This window comes from Rhizobiaceae bacterium (assembly GCA_023953845.1).
In the GTDB taxonomy this organism is placed as follows: domain Bacteria; phylum Pseudomonadota; class Alphaproteobacteria; order Rhizobiales; family Rhizobiaceae; genus Arvimicrobium.
Genome location: JAMLJC010000001.1, coordinates 486,263 through 512,617 on the forward strand (window position 1 = coordinate 486,263; position 26,355 = coordinate 512,617).

General features: G+C 65.1%; 26 protein-coding genes. 7 read left to right on the forward strand and 19 right to left on the reverse strand.

The genetic code is table 11. The features are described 5' to 3' along the window. Nucleotides 1-5: 5 nt before the first annotated feature. Genes asnB through nadE form a run of 4 tightly spaced genes read left to right on the forward strand, consistent with a single transcriptional unit; the run spans nucleotide 6 to nucleotide 4,785 of the window. Complete coding sequence (gene asnB / locus M9955_02445) at nucleotides 6-1,958, forward strand: asparagine synthase (glutamine-hydrolyzing) (GenBank protein ID MCO5080499.1); 1,953 nt, start codon at nucleotides 6-8, stop codon at nucleotides 1,956-1,958. Between the two features lie 26 nt (nucleotides 1,959-1,984). Next, nucleotides 1,985-2,257 carry an acyl carrier protein gene (locus tag M9955_02450; protein MCO5080500.1) on the forward strand — a complete coding sequence of 91 codons (273 nt, stop codon included), beginning with the start codon at nucleotides 1,985-1,987 and terminating at the stop codon, nucleotides 2,255-2,257. Between the two features lie 7 nt (nucleotides 2,258-2,264). Further along, nucleotides 2,265-3,785, forward strand: a complete 1,521-nt coding sequence (locus tag M9955_02455; GenBank protein MCO5080501.1) for an acyl--CoA ligase — start codon at nucleotides 2,265-2,267, stop codon at nucleotides 3,783-3,785. 16 nt (nucleotides 3,786-3,801) lie between these two features. Then, nucleotides 3,802-4,785, forward strand: coding sequence for an NAD(+) synthase (gene nadE, locus M9955_02460; protein ID MCO5080502.1), 984 nt, complete (start codon nucleotides 3,802-3,804; stop codon nucleotides 4,783-4,785). Between the two features lie 198 nt (nucleotides 4,786-4,983). Here the strand turns inward: nadE and M9955_02465 are convergent, their stop codons facing one another. From M9955_02465 to ybgC, 12 genes are all read right to left on the reverse strand, one after another. Continuing rightward, nucleotides 4,984-5,676 (reverse strand): outer membrane beta-barrel protein, encoded by a 693-nt coding sequence (locus tag M9955_02465; GenBank protein MCO5080503.1) that lies wholly within the window; start codon nucleotides 5,674-5,676, stop codon nucleotides 4,984-4,986. 180 nt (nucleotides 5,677-5,856) lie between these two features. Continuing rightward, entirely contained in the window at nucleotides 5,857-6,699 is an 843-nt protein-coding gene (locus M9955_02470; GenBank protein ID MCO5080504.1) for a porin family protein, read from the reverse strand. Between the two features lie 182 nt (nucleotides 6,700-6,881). Beyond that, on the reverse strand, nucleotides 6,882-8,234 hold the full coding sequence (glmM, locus tag M9955_02475) for a phosphoglucosamine mutase (protein MCO5080505.1): 1,353 nt from the start codon (nucleotides 8,232-8,234) through the stop codon (nucleotides 6,882-6,884). A gap of 205 nt (nucleotides 8,235-8,439) precedes the next feature. After that, entirely contained in the window at nucleotides 8,440-10,380 is a 1,941-nt protein-coding gene (gene ftsH / locus M9955_02480) for an ATP-dependent zinc metalloprotease FtsH (GenBank protein MCO5080506.1), read from the reverse strand. 103 nt (nucleotides 10,381-10,483) lie between these two features. Continuing rightward, nucleotides 10,484-11,806, reverse strand: coding sequence for a tRNA lysidine(34) synthetase TilS (gene tilS, locus M9955_02485; protein MCO5080507.1), 1,323 nt, complete (start codon nucleotides 11,804-11,806; stop codon nucleotides 10,484-10,486). Next, on the reverse strand, nucleotides 11,800-12,801 hold the full coding sequence (ybgF, locus tag M9955_02490; GenBank protein ID MCO5080508.1) for a tol-pal system protein YbgF: 1,002 nt from the start codon (nucleotides 12,799-12,801) through the stop codon (nucleotides 11,800-11,802). Before ybgF ends, tilS begins: the two co-directional genes overlap by 7 nt. A gap of 184 nt (nucleotides 12,802-12,985) precedes the next feature. Next, a complete protein-coding gene (pal, locus tag M9955_02495) occupies nucleotides 12,986-13,492 on the reverse strand; it encodes a peptidoglycan-associated lipoprotein Pal (protein ID MCO5080509.1) in 507 nt (168 codons plus the stop codon). Nucleotides 13,493-13,692: 200 nt separating this feature from the next. Further along, nucleotides 13,693-15,009 carry a Tol-Pal system beta propeller repeat protein TolB gene (tolB, locus tag M9955_02500; protein MCO5080510.1) on the reverse strand — a complete coding sequence of 439 codons (1,317 nt, stop codon included), beginning with the start codon at nucleotides 15,007-15,009 and terminating at the stop codon, nucleotides 13,693-13,695. Nucleotides 15,010-15,041: 32 nt separating this feature from the next. Beyond that, a complete protein-coding gene (locus tag M9955_02505; GenBank protein MCO5080511.1) occupies nucleotides 15,042-16,190 on the reverse strand; it encodes a TonB family protein in 1,149 nt (382 codons plus the stop codon). A 7-nt stretch (nucleotides 16,191-16,197) separates the two neighbouring features. Further along, a complete protein-coding gene (gene tolR, locus M9955_02510; GenBank protein MCO5080512.1) occupies nucleotides 16,198-16,659 on the reverse strand; it encodes a protein TolR in 462 nt (153 codons plus the stop codon). Between the two features lie 3 nt (nucleotides 16,660-16,662). Beyond that, entirely contained in the window at nucleotides 16,663-17,373 is a 711-nt protein-coding gene (gene tolQ / locus M9955_02515; GenBank protein MCO5080513.1) for a protein TolQ, read from the reverse strand. A 265-nt stretch (nucleotides 17,374-17,638) separates the two neighbouring features. Further along, nucleotides 17,639-18,106, reverse strand: a complete 468-nt coding sequence (gene ybgC, locus M9955_02520; protein ID MCO5080514.1) for a tol-pal system-associated acyl-CoA thioesterase — start codon at nucleotides 18,104-18,106, stop codon at nucleotides 17,639-17,641. A 59-nt stretch (nucleotides 18,107-18,165) separates the two neighbouring features. Between ybgC and M9955_02525 the strand changes: the two genes are divergently transcribed. Next, nucleotides 18,166-19,422 (forward strand): glycoside hydrolase family 5 protein, encoded by a 1,257-nt coding sequence (locus M9955_02525; protein ID MCO5080515.1) that lies wholly within the window; start codon nucleotides 18,166-18,168, stop codon nucleotides 19,420-19,422. Between the two features lie 24 nt (nucleotides 19,423-19,446). Beyond that, complete coding sequence (locus M9955_02530) at nucleotides 19,447-19,977, forward strand: hypothetical protein (GenBank protein MCO5080516.1); 531 nt, start codon at nucleotides 19,447-19,449, stop codon at nucleotides 19,975-19,977. A gap of 39 nt (nucleotides 19,978-20,016) precedes the next feature. Here M9955_02530 and ruvB read toward each other — a convergent pair whose 3' ends face one another. From ruvB to M9955_02560, 6 genes are all read right to left on the reverse strand, one after another. After that, nucleotides 20,017-21,054: a Holliday junction branch migration DNA helicase RuvB gene (ruvB, locus tag M9955_02535; GenBank protein MCO5080517.1), complete on the reverse strand. Its 1,038-nt coding sequence runs from the start codon at nucleotides 21,052-21,054 to the stop codon at nucleotides 20,017-20,019. Continuing rightward, entirely contained in the window at nucleotides 21,051-21,449 is a 399-nt protein-coding gene (locus tag M9955_02540; GenBank protein MCO5080518.1) for a type II toxin-antitoxin system VapC family toxin, read from the reverse strand. The genes ruvB and M9955_02540 overlap by 4 nt, the downstream gene beginning before the upstream one ends. Continuing rightward, complete coding sequence (locus tag M9955_02545) at nucleotides 21,446-21,709, reverse strand: type II toxin-antitoxin system PrlF family antitoxin (GenBank protein ID MCO5080519.1); 264 nt, start codon at nucleotides 21,707-21,709, stop codon at nucleotides 21,446-21,448. The genes M9955_02540 and M9955_02545 overlap by 4 nt, the downstream gene beginning before the upstream one ends. Nucleotides 21,710-21,772: 63 nt before the next feature. Beyond that, nucleotides 21,773-22,393, reverse strand: coding sequence for a Holliday junction branch migration protein RuvA (ruvA, locus tag M9955_02550; GenBank protein MCO5080520.1), 621 nt, complete (start codon nucleotides 22,391-22,393; stop codon nucleotides 21,773-21,775). Nucleotides 22,394-22,515: 122 nt separating this feature from the next. Next, the gene (gene ruvC, locus M9955_02555; GenBank protein MCO5080521.1) at nucleotides 22,516-23,022 is read right to left on the reverse strand and encodes a crossover junction endodeoxyribonuclease RuvC; all 507 of its coding nucleotides are present in this window, start codon (nucleotides 23,020-23,022) and stop codon (nucleotides 22,516-22,518) included. A gap of 49 nt (nucleotides 23,023-23,071) precedes the next feature. Then, the gene (locus M9955_02560; protein MCO5080522.1) at nucleotides 23,072-23,602 is read right to left on the reverse strand and encodes a DUF1465 family protein; all 531 of its coding nucleotides are present in this window, start codon (nucleotides 23,600-23,602) and stop codon (nucleotides 23,072-23,074) included. 489 nt (nucleotides 23,603-24,091) lie between these two features. Between M9955_02560 and M9955_02565 the strand changes: the two genes are divergently transcribed. Continuing rightward, a complete protein-coding gene (locus M9955_02565; protein MCO5080523.1) occupies nucleotides 24,092-24,643 on the forward strand; it encodes a DUF2269 family protein in 552 nt (183 codons plus the stop codon). 40 nt (nucleotides 24,644-24,683) lie between these two features. Here the strand turns inward: M9955_02565 and M9955_02570 are convergent, their stop codons facing one another. Beyond that, a complete protein-coding gene (locus M9955_02570; protein ID MCO5080524.1) occupies nucleotides 24,684-26,321 on the reverse strand; it encodes an acyl-CoA synthetase in 1,638 nt (545 codons plus the stop codon). Nucleotides 26,322-26,355: the final 34 nt, after the last annotated feature.

The window sequence follows — 26,355 nt, forward strand, 5'->3', positions numbered from 1 at the left end:
GCGCGATGTGCGGCATCGTCGGTTATGTCGGGACGGAGGTGCGCGCTGCCGGGGCGGCGGCGCTGCTGCGCCGCATGTGCGGCGCGCTCGCCCATCGGGGGCCTGACGGCGAAGGCGTGCATGTCGGCGTCGGCATGGGGTTCGGCCACCGCCGCCTTTCTGTGATTGACCTGTCCGCCGGGGCCGCCCAGCCGATGGCGAGCGCGGACGGTGCGCTCTGCATCACCTATAATGGCGAGATCTTCAACCACGTCGAGCTGCGCGACATGCTGGAGGCGCGCGGCCGGCGTTTCCGCTCGACATCAGACACGGAAGTCGTGCTCCAGCTCTACGAGGAGTTCGGCACGGATTTCGTCACGCATCTCAACGGCGATTTCGCCCTCGCCATCTGGGACGAGCGCAGGCGATGCCTCGTGCTGGCGCGCGACCGCATGGGCGTGCGTCCGCTGTTCCACGCATGGCGGGGCAACACGTTCTATTTCGCCTCCGAAATGAAGGCGCTGTTGCAGGTGCCGGGCATCGACGCGGAAATCGACCCGCTGGCTCTCGACCAGATCTTCACGCTGTGGGCGCCGGTTTCGCCCCGCACCATAATCAGGGGCGTTTCCGAACTGCCGCCCGCGCATATCATGATGATCGAGAATGGCGAGGCGCGTTCCCGGCGATACTGGTCGCTCGACTTCCCGGATGCCGATGAGCGAGCCGACGGGCGTTCCGAAGCCGCGATCGCCGAGGAAGTGCTCGCCCTTCTGGAAGACGCGACGCGCATTCGCCTGCGCGCCGATGTCGAGGTCGGCTCCTTCCTGTCGGGAGGACTGGATTCCTCGGCGGTCTCCGCACTCGCCGCGCGGCTGGCTCCCGGCCGTCTGCGCACCTTCGCCGTCGCCTTCGACGATCCGGAATTCGACGAGAGCGACTGGCAGGCCGCGATGGCCGCAGCGCTCGGCACCGAGCACCACACAATCCGCTGCGGCGCGGACGGCATAGCCGCCGTCTTCCCGGACGTCGTGCGCCATGCCGAGCAGCCGATCCTGCGCACCGCGCCCGCGCCTCTCTACCGGTTGGCCGGGCTGGTGCGCGAAACGGGGCTGAAGGTTGTCTTGACGGGCGAAGGCGCCGACGAGATTTTTGCCGGCTACGACCTTTTCAAGGAAGCCCGCATACGCCGCTTCTGCGCGCGCCAGCCGTCCTCCGCCATCCGGCCACATCTTTTCCGGCGCATCTACCCCTATCTGCCCGGCCTGCAACAGCAGACGCCGCAATACCTCGCTGCTTTCTTCGGCGTCGGGACGGACGATCCGGCCGATCCGCTCTTTTCCCACCGCCCGCGCATGCAGACGACCGCCGGTGCAAAACTTTTCTACTCCGACGATCTGCGGGCCGCCCTGCGCGGCTACGACGCGGCGGAGGAGTTCGCCGCCTGCCTGCCGTCCGCCTTCACGAGATGGCACCCGCAGCATCAGGCGCAGTATCTGGAAACCAGCCACCTCCTGCCCGGCTACATCCTGTCGAGCCAGGGAGACCGCGTGGCCATGGCGCACTGCGTCGAGACGCGTTTTCCCTTTCTCGACCATCGGCTGATCGAATGCGCGGCGCGCATCGCGCCCGGCCTGAAGCTGCGCGGCTTGCGCGAAAAACACATATTGCGGGAGGCGGTCGAAGGCCTTCTTCCCGGTGAAATCAGGGGACGGCCGAAGCAGCCCTATCGCGCGCCGGACAGCGCCGCCTTCCGCGACCAAGCCGCCGCCTATGTCGACGATCTCCTGTCCCCGGCGAGCGTCGGAGCGGCCGGCCTGTTCAATCCCGTAGCCGCCGCGCGCCTTCTGGCAAAATCCCGGCGTGCGCCGCTTGCCGGGTTCCGCGACAACGCCGCCTTCGCCGGCATCCTCTCCACGCAGCTCTGGGTGCGGGAATTCGCCGCCGGAGCAACGCGCATGCGCGCCCAGCCGGCGGCCTGACCACCGCGTTCAAGAAAGGCTCAACCATGTCCCAATCTGTCCAGAGCGAAATCCGGGCCTTCATCGTCGAGAACTTCCTGTTCGGCGACGACAGCCAGCCGCTCGACCCCGATATGTCGCTGATCGACAACGATCTGGTCGATTCGACCGGCATTCTCGAACTGGTTTCTTTTCTGGAACAGCGCTTCGGTATCGCCGTCGCTGACGCCGAGATCGTTCCGGCCAATCTCGACACGATCGGCCGCATCGCCGCCTATGTCGGGCACAAGCGGGCCGACGGAACTCGGCTGGCCGGATAGCAAAGCCATGCGCGTCGAGGATCTTCTGGCAGGTAGTGCCGCGACCGATCCGGCGAAAACCGCGATCGTGGTCGATGGTGCGCGCCTTACCTATGGCGAACTCGACGCCATGTCGGATGCGCTGGCCCGGAATCTCGTCGCACGCGAGGTCCGGCGCGGGGACCGCGTGATCGTCCTGATGGACAATGTGTGGGAGGCGGCGGTCGCCATCTTCGGCGCGCTCAAGGCCGGCGCCGTGTTCTGCCCGGTCAATCCCGCCCAGAAGGCGGACGGCCTTCGCTTCGTCATCGAAAGCTGCCGGCCGCGCGTGATCCTGACGCAGGCGCGTCATGTCGCCATGTGCGGCGCAGCTCTTGCCGACCTGGCGGAAACGCCGATCATCATCGCGTCCGGCGCCGCGATTCCGCCGGGCGGCGTCATCGAGAGCTTCGAGGCCTGCCTCGCCGCGCCGGGCACCCTGTTGCCGCAGACAGACTCCGGCGACGATCTGGCGATGCTCATCTACACGTCCGGATCGACCGGCTGGCCCAAGGGCGTGATGATGAGCCATGCCGGCATGGATTTCGCGTCCGCCGCCATCGCCTCCTATCTCGGAAACACCGCCGGCGATGTGGTGCTGAGCGCCCTGCCGATTTCCTTCACCTACGGCCTCTACCAGCTTCTGGTCGCTGTCCGCGTCGGCGCGACGCTGGTGCTGGAGAAGAATTTCGCCTTTCCCGCCGCCGTTCTTGAAACGGCGCGCATAGAGCGCGTCACGGGCCTGCCGCTGGTGCCGACCATGGCCTCGCTCGTGCTTTCCATGAAGGATCTGCGGCCCGGCGCGCTGCCGTCGCTGCGCTATGTCACCAACGCCGCCGCGCCGCTGCCGCCCGCCCATGTCGAGGGCCTGCAAAGGCTTTTCCCCGGCGTGCGCCTCTATTCCATGTACGGAATGACCGAATGCGCCCGCGCCGCCTATCTGCCGCCGGAGGAGATCGGGCAGCGGCCCGGATCGGTCGGAAAGGCGATGCCGGGCACGAAGGTTGCGATCGTCGACGAGGCCGGCCGGCCGGTGCCGGAAGGCGAGACGGGCGAACTTCTGGTGCAAGGTCCCCATCTCATGCGCGGCTACTGGCAGGACGAGGCCGCGACCCGCATCGCGCTGCGCGAGAACCCGCAGCTCGGCGGGACATGGCTGCACACTGGCGATCTCTTCCGCGCCGACGACGACGGATTCCTCACCTTCGTCGGCCGGCGCGACGACATGCTGAAGGTGCGCGGCGAAAAGGTCGCGCCGAAACAGGTGGAGGCGGTTCTCCACGATTGCCCCGGCATTGCCGAGGCGGTCGTGATCGGCCGTCCGGACCCGGTCGCGGGCCATCTCCTGCACGCCGTCGTCGTGCGCAACTCTCCCGCCTTGACGGAGCGCGAGGTGATGCGCCACTGCGCCGCCCGCCTGCCGGATGTGATGGTGCCGCGCTCTGTCGAGTTCCGCGCCGAACTGCCGAGGACGGCAAGCGGCAAGGTCGCCCGCCGCCTCGTCGCCTGAACAGGAGCAGAACCCGTTGCAGGATCATCCAACCCGCTTTTCGGCCGAGACGCTCGCCATCGACGCGGATGCCGAGATCGAGCGCATGGCGGCATGGCTGCGCGAGCAGCTTCGCGTTTCGCTGCGCCGGCGCGGTCTCGTTCTCGGCCTGTCGGGCGGCATCGATTCCAGCGTCTGCGCCGGGCTGGCGGCGCGCGCCGTGGGGCCGAAGAACGTCTTCTGCCTGTTCATGCCGGAAAGCGATTCCGATCCTGAGAGCCTGCGCCTCGGCCGGCTGGTCGCGGAGACGTTCGGCCTTGAGAGCGTGGTGGAGGACATCGCGCCCGCGCTCGCCGCAATGGGCTGCTACGAGCGCCGCGACGGCTTCATCCGGCAGGTCGAGCCGGCCTATGGCGCGGGATGGAGCTCCAAGATCGTCATCGACGGCCCGCTGGTCACAGGCGGCTACAATGTCTCCTCGCTGGTCGTGCGCGACCCGGATGGCGAAACGCGCAAGCATCGCCTGCCCGCGCCCGTCTATCAGGGCATCGTCGCGGCCACCAACATGAAGCAGCGCACGCGCAAGCAACTGGAATATTACCACGCCGACCGCCTGAACTACGCCGTCGTCGGCACGCCGAACCGGCTCGAATACGATCAGGGTTTCTTCGTCAAGAACGGCGACGGTGCGGCCGACATCAAGCCCATCGCCCATCTTTACAAGTCGCAGGTCTATCAGCTCGCCGAACGTCTCGGCGTGCCGGAGGAAGTGCGCCGGCGACCGCCGACCACCGACACCTACTCCCTGCCGCAGACGCAGGAGGAGTTCTACTTCGCGCTGCCCTACGACAAAATGGACCTTTGCCTCCACGGTCTCGACCACGCGCTGCCCGTACGCGAGGTCGCACATGCGTGCGGCCTGAGCGAGGAGCAGGTGGAGAGGGTGTGGACCGACATCGCGGCCAAGCGCAAGGCCGCGCGCTATCTGCACCTGCCGCCGCTTCTCTGCGGCGCGCTATAGCATGTTGCCCGAAAGCGGGAATCGTTTCGGGACAACGACATGCGAAAAAACAAGAACTTGAAGCGTGTCGCCTGATTCCGCTTCGATGCGACACGCTTTATAGCGCCCCGCGGCTTTCCGTCTTCATCTCGGGCCGCCGGCGCGCAAACGAAAAGGCGGACCGAAGCCCGCCCTGTCGCCGTCCCTTCCCTCGAACCGTCACCAGAGGTCGTAGCGCAGGCCGACCCTGACCTGATGGTAGTCGACACCGTCTTTGACCGTCATGGTTTCATAATCCAGATACTGCGCATCCGGCGAGCTGAGATACTGATAGCCGACATCGACGGAAACGTTGTTCCTGAGGCGATAGGCGATGCCCGCATTGGCCGAGTAGGCGAAGTTCGTCTGGTTGTCGACGAGGCCGAATCCCGGCGCGCCGACATCGAGCCTGGTATTCGAGACCAGCGCACCCGCGCCGACGCCGACATAAGGCGTGAAGCCGGCAACCGTTCCGAGATCGAGATAGACGTTCGCGAGCGCGGTCCAGTCCGTGTTTCTGAACTTCACGTCGCCGAACGGCGATGCGAACGTATAATCATCATAGGAGACATAGGCCAGGTTGATGTCGCTGCGGAAATAGTCGGTGAAGTGGTAGCCGACGCCGCCACCGAAACCGAAGCGCGTGTGCTCGCCCTCGACGCCCGGCAGGCCGATGTCCACGTCATAGACGCTCTTGTTGACGTTGTAGCTGAGATCGCCGCGCAGATACCATCCCGACCCGACCTCGACCGGGACCACCTCCGGCGCCTCGTCGATGACGATGGGTGGCTCGTAGTCCGCCGCGATCGCGACATGAAACGGAACCGCTGCGGTTGCCAGCAGCGAGAATACGATGCGCCTTGCGAACTTCATCTCACCAACTCCCCGGAAGCGGCGCCAGAAGCATGACCGCCATTCCGGCCATTGTTAACCATAGTGGTTAAGTCGCAGTTAAGGATAACGGATGGTTAGCGATGTTTCTTGAGCATGGGCGCCGGCGCAAAAGAAAACCGCCCGGCTTTGGACCGGGCGGCTGATCGGGAGACGGACGGCTTACTTGTAGACCGGCACATCGGCCGGCGGCTCGTACGCCACCGGTTGCGCGCAGTTCTGGTTGCCGCCGAAATTGTAGCGCAGGCCCGCCCGCACTTCGTGGATATTGAAGCCCTTGTCGAAGCCCGGACCGGCGCCCAGCGACACGCCGGCGGAGGAATATTCCTCGAACATCCGCCCGCCCTCGATGTGGCTGTAGCGATAGCCGCCGTCCAGGGTCAGCCTGTCGGTGAGGCAGTAGGAACCGCCCGCCATGAGCGCATAGGCGAAGCGCCAGCCGCTCGCGCCCTTGTGGTAGTTGTCGATGTTGGGTTCGATCGTGTTGCGCAGATCGTCCCACTTCACATGCGCGCCACCGATACCGAAACCGACATAGGGGGTGAAGCCGCTATAGGTGCCGAGATCGGCATAAGCGTTGGCCAGCAGCATGAATGCGGAATAGGATGAGCGGTCTACCGACACCGAGAAGGCGTCCGAGGTCTGGCCCTTGAAGTCGGAATCGAAGAAGTAGTCGCCGGTCAGGTCGGTGCGGAAATACTTCGTGACCTGATAGCCGACGCCGCCGCCGAACGACATGGCGCCCTTCAGATCGGTCTTGTCGAACGATTTCTCGCCCGGAATGCAGCCGAAGCCGCAGCCGCCATAGGTGATGTAGTCGATGCCGCGCAGATCGGACCACCGGTAGCCGACATCGCCGCGAATATACCAGCCGTTGTAGGCGGGCGCCTCGACCACCGGTGCCGGCTCATAAGGGATCGGCTCCACGATATCCGCGGAAAATGCCGGCGCGGCCACCCCCGCGAACAGGGCGGCCATCAGAAGCCGCGAGGCGAATTTCGACATGACGTGACCCTCTGCAGTTCCCGCCGGCCGGCGGGACTGGTTGCTCTTCGGCATGGATAATGAAATGCAAAGGTTAAAGGCCGCTTAACCCTAAGCCTTAACCACGAATCTTTAGAAACGCGCGAAAAGAAGAAGCCCGCGCGGGGCGGGCTTCGGACTGGACGGGATGTTGTGGGAGGTCGCTATGCGGCTGATTTCAGCTCCGCGATCACGCCGACGATTTCGTCGACGACCGCCTCCACCAGCGCCGGATCGTCCGCCTCGGCCATGACGCGGATCAGCGGTTCTGTGCCCGACGGCCGGATAACGAGACGCCCCGAGGAGCCCAGACGCGATCGCGCGTCCTCGATAGCCGTCTTGACCAGCGGATTCTCCAGCGGCTTGCCGCCCGAGAAGCGTATGTTCTTCAACACCTGCGGCACCGGCTCGAACTTCTTGGCAACCTCGCTCACCGGCTTGTTCGAGCGCTTGATGCAGGCAAGCACCTGCAGCGCGGAGACGAGGCCGTCGCCGGTCGTCGAGAAATCGGAAAGCACGATGTGGCCGGACTGTTCGCCGCCGACATTGAAGCCGTGCGCGCGCATGTGCTCGACGACGTAGCGGTCGCCGACCTTGGTGCGCTGCAGCGAGAGCCCCATGTCGCCGAGGAAGCGCTCGAGGCCAAGGTTGGACATCACCGTCGCGACGATGCCGCCGCCGGCCAGGCGGCCGCTCTGGTTCCAGGCCTCGGCGATCATCGCCATGATCTGGTCGCCGTCGACCAGATTGCCGTTCTCGTCCACGATCACCATGCGGTCGGCGTCGCCATCCAGCGCGATGCCGATGTCGGCCCGCACCTCGTGCACCTTCTTCTGCAGGCTTTCGGGATGCGTCGACCCGCACTCCTGATTGATGTTGAAGCCGTTCGGCTCGTTGTTGATGGTCACCACGTCCGCGCCGAGCTCCCAGAGCGCCAGCGGCGCAACCTTGTAGCCGGCGCCGTTGGCGCAATCGACGACGATGCGCAGGCCAGACAGCGACATGGAGCGCGGCAGGGTGCGCTTGGCGAACTCGATATAGCGGTCATGCACGCCGTCGACGCGCTTGGCCCGGCCGAGCGAATCCGTATCCGCCAGCTTGATGTCGATCTCCTCGTCGAGCATAGCCTCGATGCGCGCCTCGATCTCGTCGGAGAGCTTGTAGCCGTCGGGGCCGAACAGCTTGATGCCGTTGTCGTAATAAGGATTGTGCGAGGCGGAGATCATGACGCCGAGATCGGCGCGCAGCGAGCGCGCCAGCATGGCGACCGCCGGGGTCGGGATCGGGCCGAGCAGGAACACATCCATGCCCGCAGCGCAGAAGCCCGCCACCATGGCGTTCTCGATCATGTAGCCGGAAAGCCGCGTGTCCTTGCCCAGCACCACGCGGTGCCTGTGCTTGCCGCGCTGGAACGACATGCCGGCCGCCATGCCCACCTTCATGGCGACTTCCGCCGTCATCGGGAATTTATTGGCCTGGCCGCGGATGCCGTCCGTTCCGAAGTAGCGCTTCGACATGAATGCTGTCCCACCGATTCTCAGCTTGCGCATATGCCATATCGAACACTGCGACTGGCATCACTTTGTGTGAGTATTTATTACGAATGCTTAGGGAATCGTGCATTTTTGGCGTGTTTAGTGTCCGGACAAAGACCTCCGAAGCTTGCCGGCAAAAAAACGCCGGGCATCAGCCCGGCGTCTCCTTGAGTTATAGGGAAGCGAATCAGCCTTGCGGCTGCGGCTCCATGCCACCTTCGGGTTCGCCGCCGCTCTTCTTGCGGCGGCCGCCGGTCGCGCCGGCCTTCGGCACGGCCGAACCGCGTGACGGCGGCGTGTCGTCGCCCATGTCGCGCGACGGCTTGTTGCCGGCCAGAAGCTGCTTGATCTCCTCGCCCGAAAGCGTCTCGTATTCGAGCAGCCCTTCGGCAAGGGCGATCCAGTCCTTCTTCTTCTTGGTCAGGATCGTCTTCGCCGTGTTGTAGGCCTCGTCGATCAGGCGGCGCACCTCGGCGTCGATGATCTGCGCGGTCTCTTCCGAGACGTTCTGCGTGCGCGCCACCGAATGGCCGAGGAAGACCTCTTCCTGGTTCTCGCCATAGGCGACGTGGCCGAGCTTGTCGGAGAAGCCCCAGCGCGTCACCATGGCCCGCGCCAGCTTCGTCGCCTGCTCGATGTCGGACGACGCGCCGGAGGTGATGTTCTCCTTGCCGAACTTGAACTCCTCGGCGACGCGGCCGCCCATCATGATGGCGAGGCGCGAGATCATGTATTTGTAGCTCATCGAGTAGCGGTCGCCTTCCGGCAACTGCATGACCATGCCGAGCGCGCGGCCGCGCGGGATGATGGTCGCCTTGTGCAGCGGGTCGGCCGTCGGCACGTTGAGCGCAAGGATGGCGTGGCCGGACTCGTGATAGGCGGTGAGTTCCTTCTCCGCCTGCGTCATGGCGGTGGAGCGGCGCTCCGCGCCCATCATCACCTTGTCCTTGGCGTCCTCGAACTCGGCCATGGTAACGAGGCGCTTGTTGCGCCGCGCCGCCATCAGCGCCGCCTCGTTGACGAGGTTCATCAGGTCCGCGCCGGAAAAGCCGGGCGTGCCGCGCGCGATGACCTTGAGGTCGACATTCGGCGCGAGAGGCACGTTGCGGACATGCACCTTCAGGATCTTCTCGCGGCCGATGATGTCGGGGTTCGGCACCACGACCTGACGGTCGAAGCGGCCGGGCCTGAGCAGCGCAGGGTCGAGCACGTCGGGGCGGTTGGTCGCCGCGATCAGGATGATCGACTCGTTCGGCTCGAAACCGTCCATTTCGACCAGAAGCTGGTTCAGCGTCTGCTCGCGCTCGTCATTGCCGCCGCCGAGGCCGGCGCCGCGATGGCGGCCGACCGCGTCGATCTCGTCGATGAAGATGATGCAGGGCGCGTTCTTCTTCGCCTGGTCGAACATGTCGCGGACGCGGCTTGCGCCGACGCCGACGAACATCTCGACGAAGTCCGAGCCGGAGATGGTGAAGAAGGGCACGTTGGCTTCACCCGCGACGGCGCGCGCGATCAGCGTCTTGCCGGTGCCGGGAGGGCCGACGAGCAGCACGCCGCGCGGGATCTTGCCGCCCAGCCGCTGGAATTTCTGCGGATCGCGAAGGAATTCCACGATCTCCTCGAGGTCTTCCTTGGCCTCGTCGACGCCCGCCACGTCCTGGAAGGTGACGCGGCCATGCGCTTCCGTCAAAAGCTTGGCCTTCGACTTGCCGAAGCCCATGGCGCGGCCGGAGCCGGACTGCATCTGGCGCATGAAGAAAATCCACACGCCGAGGATGAGGATCATCGGCAGCCACGACAGCAGGTAGCCGAATAGGGTGTTGGAACCATCCGTCTCGGGCCGCGCGTTGATCGTCACGTTCTTCTGTTCGAGACGCGAAACGAGCGTGGAATCTCCCGGCGAATAAGTCTGGAAGCCGCTCGCATTGTCGGCATAGGTGCCGGTTATGCGGTCGCCAGCTATGGTTACGGACTTGATGCGGCCGGCGTTGAGTTCGGTGAGGAACTCCGAATAGGCGATCTCTCGCGAGGCGCCCCGCTGCTGCGGCGTCTGGAACAGGTTGAACAGGGCGATCAGCAGGACGGCTATGATCGCCCAGAGCGCCAGATTGCGGTAGTTCGGATTCATCGATTGTCCCGTGGACGCGCCCGGCCGCGCCCGTGCTCAAGGTTTGGTTATGCCTAACATAGGCAGGGCCCCTGCCCTTGCCAAGCATTAGACCATGCGGCGGTTAAGCTTCTTCCCTATTGTGGCCGGCAAATGGCGGTTCGGGAATTTCTGCCGCGCCGGCTAGCGCAGCCACGGCCCGTGCAAGAGCGAGATCGAAGGACGGCAGGAAGAGCCGCCATGGCGCGAGGACGGGAACGGCGTCGAAAGCCGCTTCAGGGGGTTCGGCGGCACGGACAGCCTTGAGGATCGCCGCTGGCACGGTTTGTGGTCCCGGGACGGTAGGCTCCGGAACCCGCCGGGGTGGCGAAACGGGAAAAAGCGCCACCGAACCTTCTCCGTCGCCGACATCCGCGATCCGGTAGCGTCCGTCCCAGATCGTGCCGGGAACGGGCTCTTCCGTCGGCAGCCCTCGCTTCTCGCGATAGAGAAACACGCCGTTGCGGCGCCGGTCTGCGACCGTGCGCGAAAGTGTCGCGCGTCTCACGCACCCTTCCCGCATGTCCCGGAAGAGGTTCAACGCCCTTCCCGCATCGGGAAACTGTGGCGCGCCTCCGCAGACAGCCAAAAGCGCGCGGAAGGCCGGCACGGCCGCCGCCTCTGCTTCGCCGAAAAAGTCTGCCCTCAATCGCACAAGCCCCCTGACCGGACGTTCGGCATGGCGCGAAACGAGCCGCGCGGCAGCCTCCGCGATATGCTCGCGCCCGCGGCCTGCCTCGGCGGCCCGGGCCAGCAACGCATCCCGCCCGTAATCGCCCTCCCCGGCATCCGTCAGCGCCGCCCGTATCCGGGGCCGCTCGTATTTCCGGTCGAGATTGGCGGGGTCCTCGATCCATGCGATCCGTTCCGCGCACAGAAAGCGCCGCAGCTCGGCGCGTCCGGTCGCCAGCAGCGGCCGGACGATCCAGACGCGCCCGTCGAACAGCGTTGCGGGCGCCATGCCTGCGAGCCCCCGGCCATCGCCGCGCGCCTGGCGCATCGCGACCGTTTCGGCCTGGTCGTCGGCCGTATGTCCGGTAACGACGATGTCACCGCCTTCGGCCTCGGCCGCGCCGGCCAGCAGTCCGTAGCGTGCCAGCCGCGCGGCTTCGGAAACGCCGCTACGCGGCTTTTCGCCTGCCCACGTCGTTATGTGATGGGGGATGCCGCGCGCGGCGCAAAAATCATGGACCTCTCGCGCCTCGGCGGCGGAACTGTCGCGCAGGCGGTGATCGACCGTCACGGCGACCAGTCTTGTCGGCGAGGCCCGGCGCTCCAGCCAGCGCTGCAGCAACAGCAGCATGGCGAGCGAGTCGCTGCCGCCCGACACGGCGGCGATGACCGCCTCGCGGCGCGTCAGATCGAAGGGAGAGAAAAGGGAATCCGGATCGGGCCTGCCGCTCAGCACGCCGCGAGCGCCTGTTCCTGCTTGACGCGCTGCTTCAGCGCATCGGAGACGTTGGGGTAGCGCTTTGTCACTTCGCCGAAGGTGGCGCAGGCGACGTCCTTCTGGTTCATGCCGACAAGCGACACACCGAGCTTGAGCAGCATGTCCGGAGCCTTCTTGGCTTTCGGAAACTGCTTGCTGCCGGCCAAAAACACTTCCGCCGCCTCGCGGTATTTCTGCTGGCCGAGCAGCGATTCGCCCAGCCAGTAGTTAGAATCCGCCGCCTTGCTGTCGGACGGGAAGCGCTTGAGATGATCGCGGAATCCGGCCTCGGCATTCGCGTAGTCTCCGGACAGGACGTACTGGTAGGAGTTGCGATAGAGTTCCTCGGGATCGTTCGTCGCCGGCAGCGCCGCGACCTCCGCACCGCCGGTGGCGGGAGCCGTCTTTTCGGGCAGAAGGTCGACGGGCGGTTCGACGGTCGAGGAGACCACGTTGCCGTCCTTGTCGACGGTGATCGTGCCGAAATCACGCGGCGGCTGGCCCTTGGCCTCCGTGTTTCCGGTGGCCGCTGTCGTCTCCTGCTGCGTCGGCGCGGGATGGTTCTCGGCCAGCGCCGTGTCGGAGCCGGCGGTCGCCGCCGGCTCCTTGTTGTCTTTGGCCTTTTCGGCGACGTTCTGGTTCGCGGAGCCGCCGCCGGCCTTCTTCTCGAGTTCTTGCAGGCGGAACTCGTTGTCCTCCTGAATCTTCCGCATCTGCTCCTGCATCTGCAGGATCTGGAAGTTCAGCTCCTCGATCTTGCCGTTCAGCGCCCGCACCTGCTCCTCGAGCTGGATCAGCCGCGGGTCGCTCGCCTGCGCCACCCGCACCTCGTCCGTCTTCTTCTGGAAGATGCCGAAGATGCCGGACTGCTGGGGCGGCATGGAATCGGTTGCGTCGCCGGGAGCGGCGATCGTCACCGAGCCGGAAACAAGCAGCACGGCGAGCGTGCCGCTCAGGATTGATCGAAAATGCATTCGTGTCTCACTGCCAGGGTTGCGTGAATGGATTGCGGCGCGCTGAAACGCCCGACGGAGCGCGCCAAGTCACGAATAACAGGCCGCGAGACTTCGGCCAAATTTTGTTTCTACCGTCGCCATGGCCCCAAAACGCAAAACGGCGGCCCGAAGACCGCCGCCAGCGAGACGAATGTGATGGCGATCAGCTTCCGGCGCCGTTGAGCACGGTGACCGCGCGACGGTTCTGCGACCAGCAGGAGATGTCGTCGCAGACCGCGACCGGGCGCTCCTTGCCGTAGGAAATGGTCTTCATGCGGTTGCCGGCCACGCCCTGTCCGATCAGGAAGTCGCGCGTGGCGGCGGCGCGCCGGGCGCCGAGCGCGATATTGTATTCGCGCGTGCCGCGCTCGTCGGCGTGGCCTTCGATGGTGATGCGGTACTGGCCGTATTTGTTCAGCCACTGCGCCTGCTTGGAAAGCGTCGACTGCGCGTCGGCGCGGATCGCGGACGAGTCCGTATCGAAGAAGATGCGGTCGCCGACATTGACGGTGAAGTCCTGCGCGGAGCCGGGCGTCGCCGCGCCGGCGCCGCCGAGACCGAGATCGGCGGCGTTGTTCGGGGTCTTCTTGGAGGCGCAGCCGGCAACGGTCAGGCCGACCACCAGCGCCACGACTATGGGGTTAGAGGCAAATTTTGCGATGCGGCGCATCCCCGCTCTCCTTCGCATTTTAATGGTTTCGTTGAGCAATGAGTAACCACGTTGCGGTTAACCGCGGCTCAAGAAACATGGTTAAGCATTGGTTTCCGGCCACCCGTCCCCGGCCGGATTCGTTTGAACACCCCTAGGCGGAAATGCGGCGCAAACGCGGCATTTCCGCCATTTTCATCGCGGGGTGCGCGCATTTGCCCTCATTCGAGCAGCGGCGACCACGCCGGGTCGGAAGCGAAGTTCTTGGAGGGAATCGACTGCTCGTTGCGGCCGGTCAGGTCGATAGTCTTGAGTTTCGGTCCGCCCGCGCCTGCACCCTGGGTGAAGAACATCAGCACGCGGCCGTTCGGCGCCCAGGTCGGCCCTTCCTGCGCGAAGCCCGACGAGAGGATGCGCTCGCCCGACCCGTCCGTCTTCATCACGCCGATCTGGAATTCCCCGCCCGTCTGCTTTGTGAAGGCGATGAGGTCGCCGCGCGGCGACCATACCGGCGTCGAATAGGAACCGCCGCCGAAGGAGATGCGGGTCTGGCCCGAGCCGTCAGCGCCCATCACGTAGATTTGCGGTTGGCCGCCCCGGTCGGAGGTGAAGACCACGCGGCTGCCGTCCGGCGAATAGGAGGGCGAGGTGTCGATGGCGCTCTCGTTGGTCAGCCGCGTCGTGTTACGGCTTCTCAGATCCATGGCGAAGATGTTGGAATTGCCATCGTCGCGCAGCAGGCTCATGATCACCTTCTGCCCGTCCGGCGAGAAGCGCGGGGCAAAGGTCATGCCGGGAAACTTGCCGACGAGTTCGCGCTGGCCGGTCTCGATCTGCAGCAGGTAGACCTGCGGCTCGCCGCTCTCGTAGGACATGTAGGTGATTTCCTGACGCGTCGGCGAGAAGCGCGGCGTCAGCACGATGGAGCGGCCGTCGGACAGGTAGCGCGTGTTGGCGCCGTCCTGATCCATGATGGCCAGCCGCTTCTTGCGGTCGTTCTTCGGGCCGGATTCGTCGACGAAGACGATGCGCGTGTCGAAATAGCCCTTCTCGCCGGTCAGCCGCTCGTAGATGGCGTCGGCGATCTGGTGGGCGATGCGGCGCGAATGCTGCGGATTGGCGAAGAACTGCTCGCCGATCATCTGCTGGCCGCCAAACGTGTCCCAGAGGCGGAATTCGGCGCGCAGACGGCCGTCGCCCTCCTGGCTGACCCGGCCCACCACCAGAGCCTGCGCATTGATGACCTTCCAGTCCTCGAAGCGCGGGGCCTGATCGCTGTTGGTGATCTTCTCGATGAAGGCGCCCTTGTCGATCGGCGCGAACAGGCCCGAGCGCTTGAGGTCCGCCGCCACGATATCGGAGATTTCCGTGCCGATGCCGCCGGACGAGATGAAATCCGTGATGGCGATCGGCAACGGCTCGACATTACCCTTGTTCACGTCGATCTCGACCAAAGCGTGGGCGGGCGGCGTGATCGCGGTGCTGAAACCGCTGATCACCGCGCCGAGCAGCAGGATGGTCCTGACAAAGTTCTTCATCGCAATTCCTTGTGTGCAGCGGCCGGACGGCGTCACATCCCCATCTCGGTGGGATCGAAATTGACAACCACTTCGGCCCAGATGTCTTCCTTGCCGGCGGGCAGGATCAGCCCGTCGCGGTCGCATTTCTGGACGGCGCGGACAGCGCTTTCGTCGAAGGGACGGTTGCCGCTCGAAGATTCTATCTGCGGACGTCCGTCGAGCTTGCCCTGCGCGTTGAGCTGGAACTTCACCGAAACGCGCAGCTCGCCGCCTTCCGCGCCTGCCGGGATCGACCAGCAGCCGCTCAGTTGATCGGACAGCGCGCCCATCTCGCTGTTGGTCAGCTTCTCGCCGGTCTTCTTCTTGCCGCCCAGCGCGGCGGTTTCGGTGGAGCGCTTGGCGCCGCCGCCCGAGGGCTTTTGCTTGTTGAGCAACTCGGCGACCTTGTCCTCCACCGATTCCTCGGTACTGTCGGATTTCGGCTTGGAACTCGCTTCCGAAACCGGCTTCTCGGCCGCCTTGCGCTCGGGCGCCTTGGCGGTCTGCGCCTCGGCCGGGCGCGGGCGCGCCTCGGGCGCGGGCGCAGACGTCGGCAGGTCGACGCTCTGTTCCGCCGGCGGCTGGGCCTCGATGGCCTCGGCAACGGCGTCAGGCTTGGGGCTGGGATCGATCGCCGCAGTCTTCTGCACCGGCTCCGGGGCAGGCTTCGGCTCGGGCTGCTTCACCGGCTCCGGCTTCGGTTCTTCCTTCACCGGTTCGGGCTTCACCTCCTGACGCGGCGCCGGCGTCGGCGCGGCCTCGGTGGCGGGCACCGGCTTCGGCTCCTCCGGCGGCTTGGGCGTGTCCTGCTTCAGCGGCTTCTCGACAGGCTTCGGCTGCGGCGCGGGCGCGTTGGCGGCCTCGACGGGGCGAGGTTTCGCCTCCGGCGTCACCGGCGCCTCCGTGTCGACGGAGTTCTCACCCACCTTCTGCACGTCCGCCAGGACGTCGGGCCGCTTCGTCGGCAGCGGCGCGGACTTCTCCTTCACCGGGGCCTTCTCATCGCCCTGGTCGTGCTGCGCCAGATCCTCGATCGGAATGATCGAGACCGGCAGCGACTCCGGCGCCGGAGGCAGCGGATCGGGCGCACCCAGTGACACCAGGCCGAAGCCCAGGATCACTGCGTGCATCACCACCGATGTCGTGAAACCGGCTTTCATCGACGCGTCACTGGGTGCTCTGTTCCTGGAGGGTGACGAGGCCGAGGTTCTTGAAGCCGGCGGCGGACACCCGCGCCATGACCTTCATCACCGTGCCGTAGTCGGCATCCTTGTCGCCGCGCACGAAGATGCGCTCCTCGTAGCCCGTCTTGGCGATTGCCTGCAGCTTCGGCACCACCTCGTCGATCACCACTTCCGTCTCCTGCAGATGGATCTGGCCGTCGCGGTTGATCGATACGGTGATCGGCTGCGTATCGGCGTTCATGGCGTTCGCCTGTGTCTCCGGCAGCTCGATCGGCACGCCGACGGTGAGCAGCGGCGCAGCCACCATGAAGATGATGAGCAGGACCAGCATGACGTCGACGAACGGCGTCACGTTGATCTCCGACATCAGGCCGTGATGCCGTCCGCGCCGCCTGTGGCCGCGCCCACCGCGGCCTGAGCCGCCTGCACTAACCGACATGCCCATCGATCAAACCTTCTGCGCGACTTTCTCATCGATTTGGCGCGACAGTATGGCGGAGAACTCGTCCGCGAACCCCTCCATGCGCACCGCCAGCTTGCCGGCGTCCGATGACAGCTTGTTGTAGGCGATGACCGCCGGGATGGCCGCGAGCAGGCCGATGGCGGTGGCCAGCAGCGCCTCCGCGATGCCCGGCGCCACGACCGCGAGGCTGGTGTTCTTCGACCCGGCGATCGCCTGGAACGAGGTCATGATGCCGATGACCGTGCCGAAAAGGCCGATGAACGGACCCGCGGAGCCGATGGTGGCGAGGAAACCGAGCCGGCCCTCGAGCCTTTCCATCTCGCGCGTCAGCGCGAGGTCCATCGCCTTGTCGATGCGCGTCTGCAGCCCGAGCGGCGATTTCGCGCCCTTCTCGAAGCTCTTCTTCCACTCGCGCATGGCGGCGACGAAGATCGAGCCCATGCCGCTGGTCGCCCGATCGGCAAGGGTACGGTAAAGCTCTTCCAGCGATTGACCCGACCAGAACACCTGCTCGAAGCGATTGAGCGACGCGCGCATGCGCTGATAGGCGATGATCTTGTCGACGATGATGGCCCAGGTCCAGACCGAGGCGAAGAGCAGCCCGATCATGACCAGCTTGACGACCCAGCCCGCCTGCCAGAACAGGTGCCAGATCGACAATTGCACGCCCGGTTCGGCGAGTGCGGTTGTTTCCATGGAGTGCGTCCCTAAACATCGGTGGGCCGGTCGGCCGGCCCACGCATGCGCTTTCCGTCGCCGGAGCCCCGACAACACCAGACATGTCCCCGAAAAGCGCGTATCGCGGCCTTTTCGGGGCGAAATTTGGTGAAACGAAGGCGTCCGCGATCCGGTCCAATTTGCATGACCTCGTTCATGGACTGTTATGGTTAAGGATGGGTTAGGAATCGTGCCCCGCAGCGTGTTGCCGCCCCGTGCAACCCGGTCTGGCGAGGCCGGCCATTCACTTTCGCGGCATGAAGGCCGCGATCCATTCCTTTGGGAAACGGCGGGGACGCCCGTTTTCGGCGACGATCGCGGCTTCGACCCGCGCCTCCACCAGCACGTCCTCGCCACGCCTGAGCTGTTGCGCCATGACGATGCGCGCGCCGGAAATCTCCTCGGTGCGTGTGTCGACAGTAAGAATGTCGTCGATCCGGGCCGGCGAGCGGAAGTCGATTTCCATGCGCCGCACCACCCATACCAGCTTCTCGCCATGCTTGCCGTCGGCGAGCTCGGTATGGTGCACGCCCGCCAGGCGCAGGAAGTCCGACCGCCCCCGCTCGAAGAATTCGAGATAGCGCGCATGGTAGACGACGCCGGAGAAATCGGTGTCGGCATAGTAGACGCGCGCCATGATGCGATGGCCGAACGCGGTCAGTTCGCCCGAAATGCCCGAAAGCAGCCGGTCGGATTCACCATGATCGGTCATGTCGCTTTCCTTTTGTCCGCGCGGCTGACAGTGACATTCCGGAGCCGGAGACCAACCGGATGGCACTATTGACCGCGACGATCAAGAATCTGCTGGCCCTTTTCCTGCTTGCGGTCCTTGTCGCGCAGCCGGCCGCCGCCGCGACCTTCTCGATGAAGCGCGGCATCAATCTCGACAACTGGATCACCTGGCCGGGCGAGGACAGATGGGGCGATCCGTCCGTGATCCTGCCCTTTCCGGAATGGCGGCGCTCGATGGACAGCGCACAGCTAAAAGCCCTGAAGGACGCGGGTTTCGACTTCGTGCGCATGCCGGTCGACCCCGCGCCGCTGATGTCGGCGGAAGCCGCCGCGTTGCGCGACGAGCTTTTCGCCGGCGTGCTGGAAGCCGTGAAGACGGTCGACGCGGCCGGTCTGAAGGTGGTCGTGGACATGCACACCCTGCCCTGGGGTAACGACCGTTCCATGAGCACCGGCAAGCTCATGGACGACGAAGCCGTCTTCGACCGCTATGTCGAGACCGTGCGCCGCATGGCGCGTCTCCTCGCCGGTCAGGACCCGGCCCGCGTCGCGCTCGAACTCATCAACGAACCGACCGCGGATTGCGCCCCGGGCGACCGCGCATGGCCCGACAGGCTGAAGCGTCTCTTCGCCGCCGCCCGCGCTTCCGCGACCCGGCTGACGCTGGTGCTTCAAGGTAGTTGCTGGAGTTCGGCCACGGGCCTCAGCCGCATCGATCCGTCGGAATTCCCGGACGACAATCTCATCTGGACGTTCCATTCCTACGAGCCCTTCCTGCTCACCCATCAGGGCGCGACATGGGCCGGTGACTTCATCCCCTACGTCACCGGCATTCCCTATCCGCCGGCCAGCATCGCGAAGGAGGAGATGGACGCCATTCTCGGGCGCATACGGGAGAAGATGCGCGACGAGGCGCCGCTGCTGCGCCGCGACGGCCTCATCGCCTATCTCGGCGAGCAGTTCGCCGAGATCGACACGCCGGAAAAGCTGACAGCGACGATGGAGAAGCCGTTCGGGACCGTCACCGCATGGGCGCAAGAACACGGCATCGCGCCCGAGAACATCTTTCTCGGCGAGTTCGGCATGATCCGCCAGGAATACGGCAACCCGTTCGTGATGAAACCCGAATGGCGCGCCGCCTATGTCCGCGACATGATCGGGCTCGCCGAAAAGCATGGTTTTTCGTGGTCGATCTGGTCCTATGGCGGCGCCTTCGGCGTCGTCGAGGAATTCGACAACCGGCCGGCTGAGCCGGACGTCATCGACATGGTGCGCGGTCTGGAAGGATCGCGTTAACCGGCATTTGCTAGATTTGGGGCGATGAACACATCGCTCCTGACCGCCGTCTCGCTGGTCTCCCGCGTTCCCCGCCTCGCCGCGAAAAGCGGCGCGGCGAGCTTTGCCGTGCTTGGCGGCACCGCCGGTCTGCGCCCCGACACGTTGTCGCGCACGACGCGCGGGCAGAGCGGCCTCTTCAGCGTTAACAACTCCGACGTGACCCGCCAGAAGATCCGGCTGATGGAGCGCGTCGGAAAGGAATTCGGCCTGAAGATGGACGACTTCAACGACATGCGGTCATTCGGCCGCGCGGTGCGGGAGAAGATGTCCCAACTCGACCCCGCCACCATCAAGATCATAGAGGTCAAGCTGGGCCTGACCAAACTCGGCGTGACGATGCTGGACATGGTCGAGGCCATGGAAGACCCCGGCGGCGGCGCCGGCGACAAGCTCGAAGCCGCCCTCCGCAAGGACCTGGGCAAGGAAGACGATGACGACGGACGCACGTCGCTCGTCTTGATCGACGACATCGGGCGTTACGGCCCATCCGGAGCCGCAAAACGGATCAGATAGCGCTCGCGGCCCTCGCAGGTTCTGGGCATCGGGACCGCCTCAATCCTCCTGGAACAGATTGATCTGCTGTTGTGCCAGATCCTTCGGCGCATCCAGCCCGAGATGTTTCCATGCATTCGCCGTAAGCACCCGCCCGCGCGGCGTGCGCTGGATGAAACCCTGCTGGATCAGATAGGGCTCGATGATGTCCTCGATGGCGTCGCGCGGCTCCGACAGGCCCGCGGAGATCGTCTCGATCCCGACCGGCCCGCCGCCGAAATTATGCGCGATCATGGTGAGGTAGCGCCGGTCAAGCTGGTCGAGGCCGAGCGCGTCCACCTCCAGCCGCGACAGCGCCTCGTCGGCGATCTTGCGCGTCACATGCTCGGCCCCGGCCACGGCCGCGAAATCGCGCACCCGCCTGAGCAGCCGCCCCGCGATGCGTGGCGTGCCGCGCGCCCGCCGTGCGATCTCCGTCGCGCCGTCGTCGCCAAGCGGCATGCTGAGGATGCGCGCGCCGCGCCTGACGATCTGCTCCAGTTCCTCGACCGTGTAGAAGTTGAGCCGCACCGGGATGCCGAAACGGTCGCGCAGCGGATTGGTGAGCAGGCCGAGCCGCGTCGTCGCCGCCACCAGCGTGAAGCGCGCCAGGTCGATCTTGACCGAGCGCGCCGCCGGCCCCTCGCCGATGATCAGGTCGAGCTGGAAATCCTCCATCGCCGGGTAGAGGATTTCCTCCACCGCCGGGTTGAGACGGTGGATCTCGTCGATGAACAGCACGTCGCGGTCTTCGAGATTGGTGAGCAGCGCCGCCAGATCGCCCGCCTTGGCGATCACCGGGCCGGAGGTCGAGCGGAAGTTCGAGCCTAACTCCTTGGCCATGATCTGCGCCAGCGTCGTCTTGCCGAGACCGGGCGGCCCCACGAACAACACATGATCCAGCGCCTCGCCACGCCCTTTCGCCGCCTCGATGAACACCTTGAGATTGGCCCGCGCCGCCTGCTGCCCGACGAATTCGGCAAGCGACTGCGGCCGCAGCGTCTGGTCGACATCCTCGCCGCGTTTTTCCGACGAGATGAGGCGGGGTGCGGTGGTCACGACAGCAATTCCATCGAGGCGATCTTCTTGCAGGCGGATCGGTCGAAAGACATCGTCTTGGTGCATCCAGCCGCTTCGTTTCTGATCGCGATCATAAGATCCGCGAAATCCGCTTTCGATTGCACGGCGACGTCGAGCGCATGCTCGACCAACTCCTCCTGCTCAAAAACAATATCGGCCGAATTGAGCAGACCGGAAACTGCCGCAGTTGTCCTTTCCCTCGTCAACCCGATACGCCCACGAAGCGTCCACACAAATTCCGCCAACACCAACGTGTTGATGAAACCGGGATTATCGACATCAAGGGATTCGATCAGCGCGCGCGCCTTTGGGCTCTCTTCGGGATCGTCCTGAAGGACAAGACGCAGCAGGATATTCGTATCGAGGCCGATCATCTTCTTGTTGAAGTGTGATCTGCGATCGCCTGCGCCATTCCGATCTCCATATCCTCCACGGACAGCGGCTTACGTTCCGGATCGTAGAACATACCCGCCAAATCCACGGCACGCCCGGTCTTGGCGCGCAGTTCAATAATTCCATTATTGCGCACATAGCGAAGGCGATCGCCCGGCTTCAACTTGAGATATTCGCGCACTTCGATGGGCACGGTGGTCTGCCCCTTCGCGGTAATTTTGCTGGTAGCTATCATTTCCATGGCAGCATCTCCTTGCATCCAATCATAAGTAAGGAGTTCGGATTAATCAAGGAATCCATCCCCTCACCGCGCCAGTTCCTTCAGGCCCAGCCGTATCAGCTTCGCCGAATCCGCACCGTCCCCGGCCGATTTCAACGCCGCCGCCACCGCGTTTGCAGCTATGTCGCGCGAGTAGCCGAGATTGGTGAGGGCCGAGACCGCATCCGCCACCGGCGCGGGCGCGACGCCCTCGCCGATCTCCTGCTTGAGGCCTATGGCGCCGGCCGCCTCGCCGGCGAAGGCCGGCGCCTTGTTCTTGAGTTCCGTGACGATACGCTCGGCGACCTTCTTGCCGACGCCCGGCGCGCGGGAGACCGTGGCGATGTCGCGCAACGCGATGGCGTTGGCGAGGTCGGCGGGCGTCAGCGTCGACAGCACCGCCAGCGCCACCTTGGCGCCAACGCCCTGAACATTGTTCTGCAGCAGCCGGAACCACTCCCGCTCCAGCGCCGTCTGGAAGCCGTAGAGCCGGATCATGTCCTCGCGGACATAGGTTTCGATGAACAGCGTGACGGCGACGCCTTCGCCCGGCAGATTGGCGAGCGTGCGCGCCGAGCAGTAGGCGACGTAGCCCACGCCGTGGACGTCGACGACGCAAAAGTCCTCGCCGATCTCGTCCACCACGCCCTTCAGCTTGCCGATCATCGATGCGCCCGAAGTAGAGAAGTCTGCGGCGGAACAGTTCTCGCGCTCCCATGCAGAACCGCGCCGCCTCTTTTGTCAGCGGTAGTTCCCCGATGGGAACAAGTCAAGAACATCCGGGAAAACTACACAGCGCGCGCCAGCCGCGCCGCGCTCTGGCGATGGTGCGCATGGCAGATGGCGATGGCCAACGCGTCGGCCGCGTGCTCGCTGTCGAAGACGGCCCTCGGCATCAGCACCTTTACCATCATGTGGATCTGCTGCTTCTCGCCATGGCCGACGCCGATCACTGCCTTCTTGACCGCGTTGGGCGCATATTCGCCGACCGGGAGCCCGGCCCGCGCCGGCACCAGCATGGCGATGCCGCGCGCCTGCCCGAGCTTCAGCGTCGCCACCGCGTCCTTGTTGACGAAGGTCTGCTCGACGGCTGCTTCGTGGGGCATGAAACGTTCGATCACCGCGACAAGCCCGTCATGGAGCTGGCAGAGCCGGGTCGCCAGTTCCGCCTTGTCGTCGGATTTCAGCGTGCCGGCATCAATGAAGCGAAGCGAATTGCCGAGCGTCTCCACCACGCCCCAGCCGGTGCGGCGGAGGCCCGGATCGATGCCGATGATGCGAATCGCGTCTGCCATCGCGCGACACTATCGACGTGCGCGCGATCCGGCCATATGCCGGCCCGTGTCAGCCGCGGGCGAAAGCGGTGTTGAGGAGGCGTATCTGTTCGTTGACGGGGTTGCCGTGGCGCGCCGTGTGAAGCTGCGTGACTTTCCCGGCGCCGTAGATCTCCTCGTCCATGCGCCGCACGCGGGCCTGCAGCCTCAGCGAGCGCTTGACCAGATCGCGGAATTCTTCCGGCAATTCGCTCCAGCCCGCCACGTCCTCGCTGGCCGAGGCCGTGTCGAGGCGCACCTTGACCTTTTCCGAAGCGACCTGATCGCGGGTCATCTCGCCCGAATTCGCGGCCCGCTGGAGCAGCAGCCAGGAAGCGAGTTGCATGAGGCGTGTGGTCAGCCGCATGGATTCGGCCGCGTAAAGGGTGGCGGCGACGCGCGACAGCTTCTTGGCTTCCGCCCGGCCTGGCCCGTCGAGATAGGTCGCCGTCTGTTCGACCAAGCCCATGCCCTCATTGTAGAGGGGCTTGAACGATTCCGAGAATATACGCCGCTCCGCCAGCTTTACGGTCTTGCCGGCTTCCGCATGGAGCTCACTCATACACCAACCTCACCCCTCGTGCCGACCGCCATTTCCGCTTCGCCCGGCGTCGGCGCACCCCAAAAGGATTGCGCCCGGCAAGATGCGCCGCTCCCATGACGAAGGCAAGCTTATGTTTAACGGAAGGTTAACGCCGGCGCTTGTCCACCGGTAAATCGCGGCGGGTAGCGTGCGGGCAAAAAAAGAGCCGCGGTTTGGGCGGCTCTCAGGAGTTAACAGGGAGGCGTCAAACAGAGTGGCTCCACCACTCGGTAAGAATCCAGATCACTGGATGCCCATAGTAAACACCCGTAAAGCTTAATGAGAGGTTAACGCTAACCAAGATTCTTATGAAAAATGTGAAACAGATCGGAGCGTCCCGCCCGTTCTGTACGGCCTCGCCCTCCTCGAAACAATCGGCGCCCCCGCGCGACACAGTCCCGAAACAGGCCCGGTGATAAACGCCCGCCCCTCGAAGGCAACGCAGCGGAAACGCTGGAGGAGAATGGAATGGATTGGTTCACACTCGTCAAGCTGGCGCACATCGCCTGCGCCGTCGTCTGGGTCGGCGGCGGCTTCGCGCTGATGCTGGCGGCGGCGCGTGCCGATCGGGCGGGCGACATGGCGGGCACGCTGCAGATCATGCGTATGATCGGCGATCTCGGCAACCGGCTCTTCATGCCGATGTCGATGCTCACGCTGTTGTTCGGCCTCGTCATGTGCTGGTTCTGGGTCGGCTTCACGGACCTCTGGATCGTGCTCGGCCTGATAGGCTTCGCGGCGAGCGCGCTCATCGGCATGACCGTTTTCAAGCCGACGGCGGACCGCATGAACGCGATGATCGCCAAGGACGGCGTGACGCCCGCCGCGATGGCCGAGGGACGGCGCATCCTGAACATGGCGCGTCTCGACTATACGATCATGCTGCTGGTGGTCGCCGATATGGTGCTGAAGCCGTCGGCCGACCAGGCCGGCCTTCTGGCGGTGATGGCCGTCGTGCTGGTCATCGGGGCGGCATCGGCTTTCGCCGGTCCCGGTCGCGCCGCTGCCGCCGACGCCTGAACAACGGTCACGCGGGTGGCGGCTTCGCGCCGCCGCCCTGTCAGCCCTTCGCCATTTCGCGCAGGCGGAACTTCTGGATCTTGCCGGTGCTGGTCTTCGGGATCTCGACGAAGATCACCGCCTTCGGACACTTGAACCGTGCCAGCAATCCCCGGCAATGCTCGATGATCTCGGCCTCGGTGGCCGTCCTGCCGGGCTTCAGCTCGACATAGGCGACGGGCACCTCGCCCCACTTGTCGTCGCCGCGCGCGACCACGCCGCAGGAGGCCACCGCCGGATGTTTGTAGAGTGCGTCCTCCACCTCGATCGACGAGATGTTCTCGCCGCCGGAGATGATGATGTCCTTGGAGCGGTCCTTGAGCTGGATGTAGCCGTCCGGATGCATCACGCCGAGATCGCCGGAATGGAACCAGCCGCTGGCGAAGGCTTCGTCGGTGGCCTTCCTGTTCTTCAGATAGCCTTTCATGACGATATTGCCGCGGAACATCACCTCGCCCAGCGTCTCGCCGTCGGCCGGTGTTTCGACCATCGCCTCCGGGTCCATGACGGTCAGGCCTTCCAGCGCGGCGTAGCGCACGCCCTGCCGCGCCTTCTTCGCCGCGCGGCCGCCCCGGTCGAGATGGTCCCAGTCGGAATGCCACTCGTTGACGACGGCCGGGCCGTAGGTCTCGGTCAGCCCGTAGAGATGCGTTACGGCGAAACCCGCGTCGGCCATGCCGGACAGCACCGCTTCCGGCGGCGGCGCAGCGGCCGTGTTGAAGGTCACGGTCTGCGGGAAGTCGCGCTTTTCCGCCTCCGGCGCGTTGATCAGCGTCGACATGACGATCGGCGCGCCGCACAGATGCGTGACGCCGTGGTCGGCGATCGCCGCATACATCGCCTTCGCCCGCACCCAGCGCAGGCAGACATGCGTGCCGGCCTGCACGGCGAGCGTCCACGGAAAGCACCAGCCGTTGCAGTGGAACATCGGCAGCGTCCACAGATAGACCGCGTGTTTCGGCATTTCGGCATGGATGGTGTTGGTATAGGCCATCAACGCCGCGCCGCGATGATGGTAGACCACGCCCTTGGGGTTGCCGGTCGTGCCGGAGGTATAGTTGAGCGAGATGGCGTCCCACTCGTCGTCAGGCATGGACCACGCGAAATCCTCGTCGCCGGAAGCGAGGAAATCCTCGTAGTCGAGTTCGCCCAGCCGCTCTCCCTTGGGATAGGGCGCGTCGTCGCCATATTCGGGATCGTCGAAATCGATGATCAGCGGCTTCACGCTGGTTTGCGCCAGCGCCTCCCTGACTACGCCGGAAAACTCCCGGTCGACGATCAGCACCTTCGAATCGGCATGGTCGAGCTGGAAGGCGATGATCGGGGCGTCGAGCCGGGTGTTCAGGCTGTGCAGCACGGCCTTCACCATCGGCACGCCGAAATGCGCCTCCAGCATCGGCGGCGTGTTGGACAGCATGACGCTCACCGTGTCGCCCTTGCCGATGCCGCGTTTCGCCAGCGCCGAAGCCAGCCTCAGCGACCGTTGCCAGAACTCCCGATAGCTGGTCCGGCTGCCGCCATGGATGATCGCGACCTGGTTCGGGAAGGTTTTCGCGGCGCGCTCCAGATAGGTGAGCGGCGTCAGCGGCTGGTAGTTGGCGGCGTTCCTGCCGAGATTTTCGTCGTATGGATTGACCAAGCTGTCCTCCAGAGATGTCCGCGGCCGTCGCTGC

What these genes read in the sequence shown, in the direction of transcription:
- asnB (MCO5080499.1), top strand. Translation starts at nt 6, where the DNA reads ATGTGCGGCATCGTCGGTTATGTCGGGACGGAGGTGCGCGCTGCCGGG.
- M9955_02450 (MCO5080500.1), top strand. Translation starts at nt 1,985, where the DNA reads ATGTCCCAATCTGTCCAGAGCGAAATCCGGGCCTTCATCGTCGAGAAC.
- M9955_02455 (MCO5080501.1), top strand. Translation starts at nt 2,265, where the DNA reads ATGCGCGTCGAGGATCTTCTGGCAGGTAGTGCCGCGACCGATCCGGCG.
- M9955_02465 (MCO5080503.1), bottom strand. Translation starts at nt 5,676, where the DNA reads ATGAAGTTCGCAAGGCGCATCGTATTCTCGCTGCTGGCAACCGCAGCG.
- M9955_02470 (MCO5080504.1), bottom strand. Translation starts at nt 6,699, where the DNA reads ATGTCGAAATTCGCCTCGCGGCTTCTGATGGCCGCCCTGTTCGCGGGG.
- glmM (MCO5080505.1), bottom strand. Translation starts at nt 8,234, where the DNA reads ATGTCGAAGCGCTACTTCGGAACGGACGGCATCCGCGGCCAGGCCAAT.
- ftsH (MCO5080506.1), bottom strand. Translation starts at nt 10,380, where the DNA reads ATGAATCCGAACTACCGCAATCTGGCGCTCTGGGCGATCATAGCCGTC.
- ybgF (MCO5080508.1), bottom strand. Translation starts at nt 12,801, where the DNA reads ATGCATTTTCGATCAATCCTGAGCGGCACGCTCGCCGTGCTGCTTGTT.
- pal (MCO5080509.1), bottom strand. Translation starts at nt 13,492, where the DNA reads ATGCGCCGCATCGCAAAATTTGCCTCTAACCCCATAGTCGTGGCGCTG.
- tolB (MCO5080510.1), bottom strand. Translation starts at nt 15,009, where the DNA reads ATGAAGAACTTTGTCAGGACCATCCTGCTGCTCGGCGCGGTGATCAGC.
- M9955_02505 (MCO5080511.1), bottom strand. Translation starts at nt 16,190, where the DNA reads ATGAAAGCCGGTTTCACGACATCGGTGGTGATGCACGCAGTGATCCTG.
- tolR (MCO5080512.1), bottom strand. Translation starts at nt 16,659, where the DNA reads ATGGGCATGTCGGTTAGTGCAGGCGGCTCAGGCCGCGGTGGGCGCGGC.
- tolQ (MCO5080513.1), bottom strand. Translation starts at nt 17,373, where the DNA reads ATGGAAACAACCGCACTCGCCGAACCGGGCGTGCAATTGTCGATCTGG.
- ybgC (MCO5080514.1), bottom strand. Translation starts at nt 18,106, where the DNA reads ATGACCGATCATGGTGAATCCGACCGGCTGCTTTCGGGCATTTCGGGC.
- M9955_02525 (MCO5080515.1), top strand. Translation starts at nt 18,166, where the DNA reads ATGGCACTATTGACCGCGACGATCAAGAATCTGCTGGCCCTTTTCCTG.
- M9955_02530 (MCO5080516.1), top strand. Translation starts at nt 19,447, where the DNA reads ATGAACACATCGCTCCTGACCGCCGTCTCGCTGGTCTCCCGCGTTCCC.
- M9955_02540 (MCO5080518.1), bottom strand. Translation starts at nt 21,449, where the DNA reads ATGATCGGCCTCGATACGAATATCCTGCTGCGTCTTGTCCTTCAGGAC.
- M9955_02545 (MCO5080519.1), bottom strand. Translation starts at nt 21,709, where the DNA reads ATGGAAATGATAGCTACCAGCAAAATTACCGCGAAGGGGCAGACCACC.
- ruvA (MCO5080520.1), bottom strand. Translation starts at nt 22,393, where the DNA reads ATGATCGGCAAGCTGAAGGGCGTGGTGGACGAGATCGGCGAGGACTTT.
- ruvC (MCO5080521.1), bottom strand. Translation starts at nt 23,022, where the DNA reads ATGGCAGACGCGATTCGCATCATCGGCATCGATCCGGGCCTCCGCCGC.
- M9955_02560 (MCO5080522.1), bottom strand. Translation starts at nt 23,602, where the DNA reads ATGAGTGAGCTCCATGCGGAAGCCGGCAAGACCGTAAAGCTGGCGGAG.
- M9955_02565 (MCO5080523.1), top strand. Translation starts at nt 24,092, where the DNA reads ATGGATTGGTTCACACTCGTCAAGCTGGCGCACATCGCCTGCGCCGTC.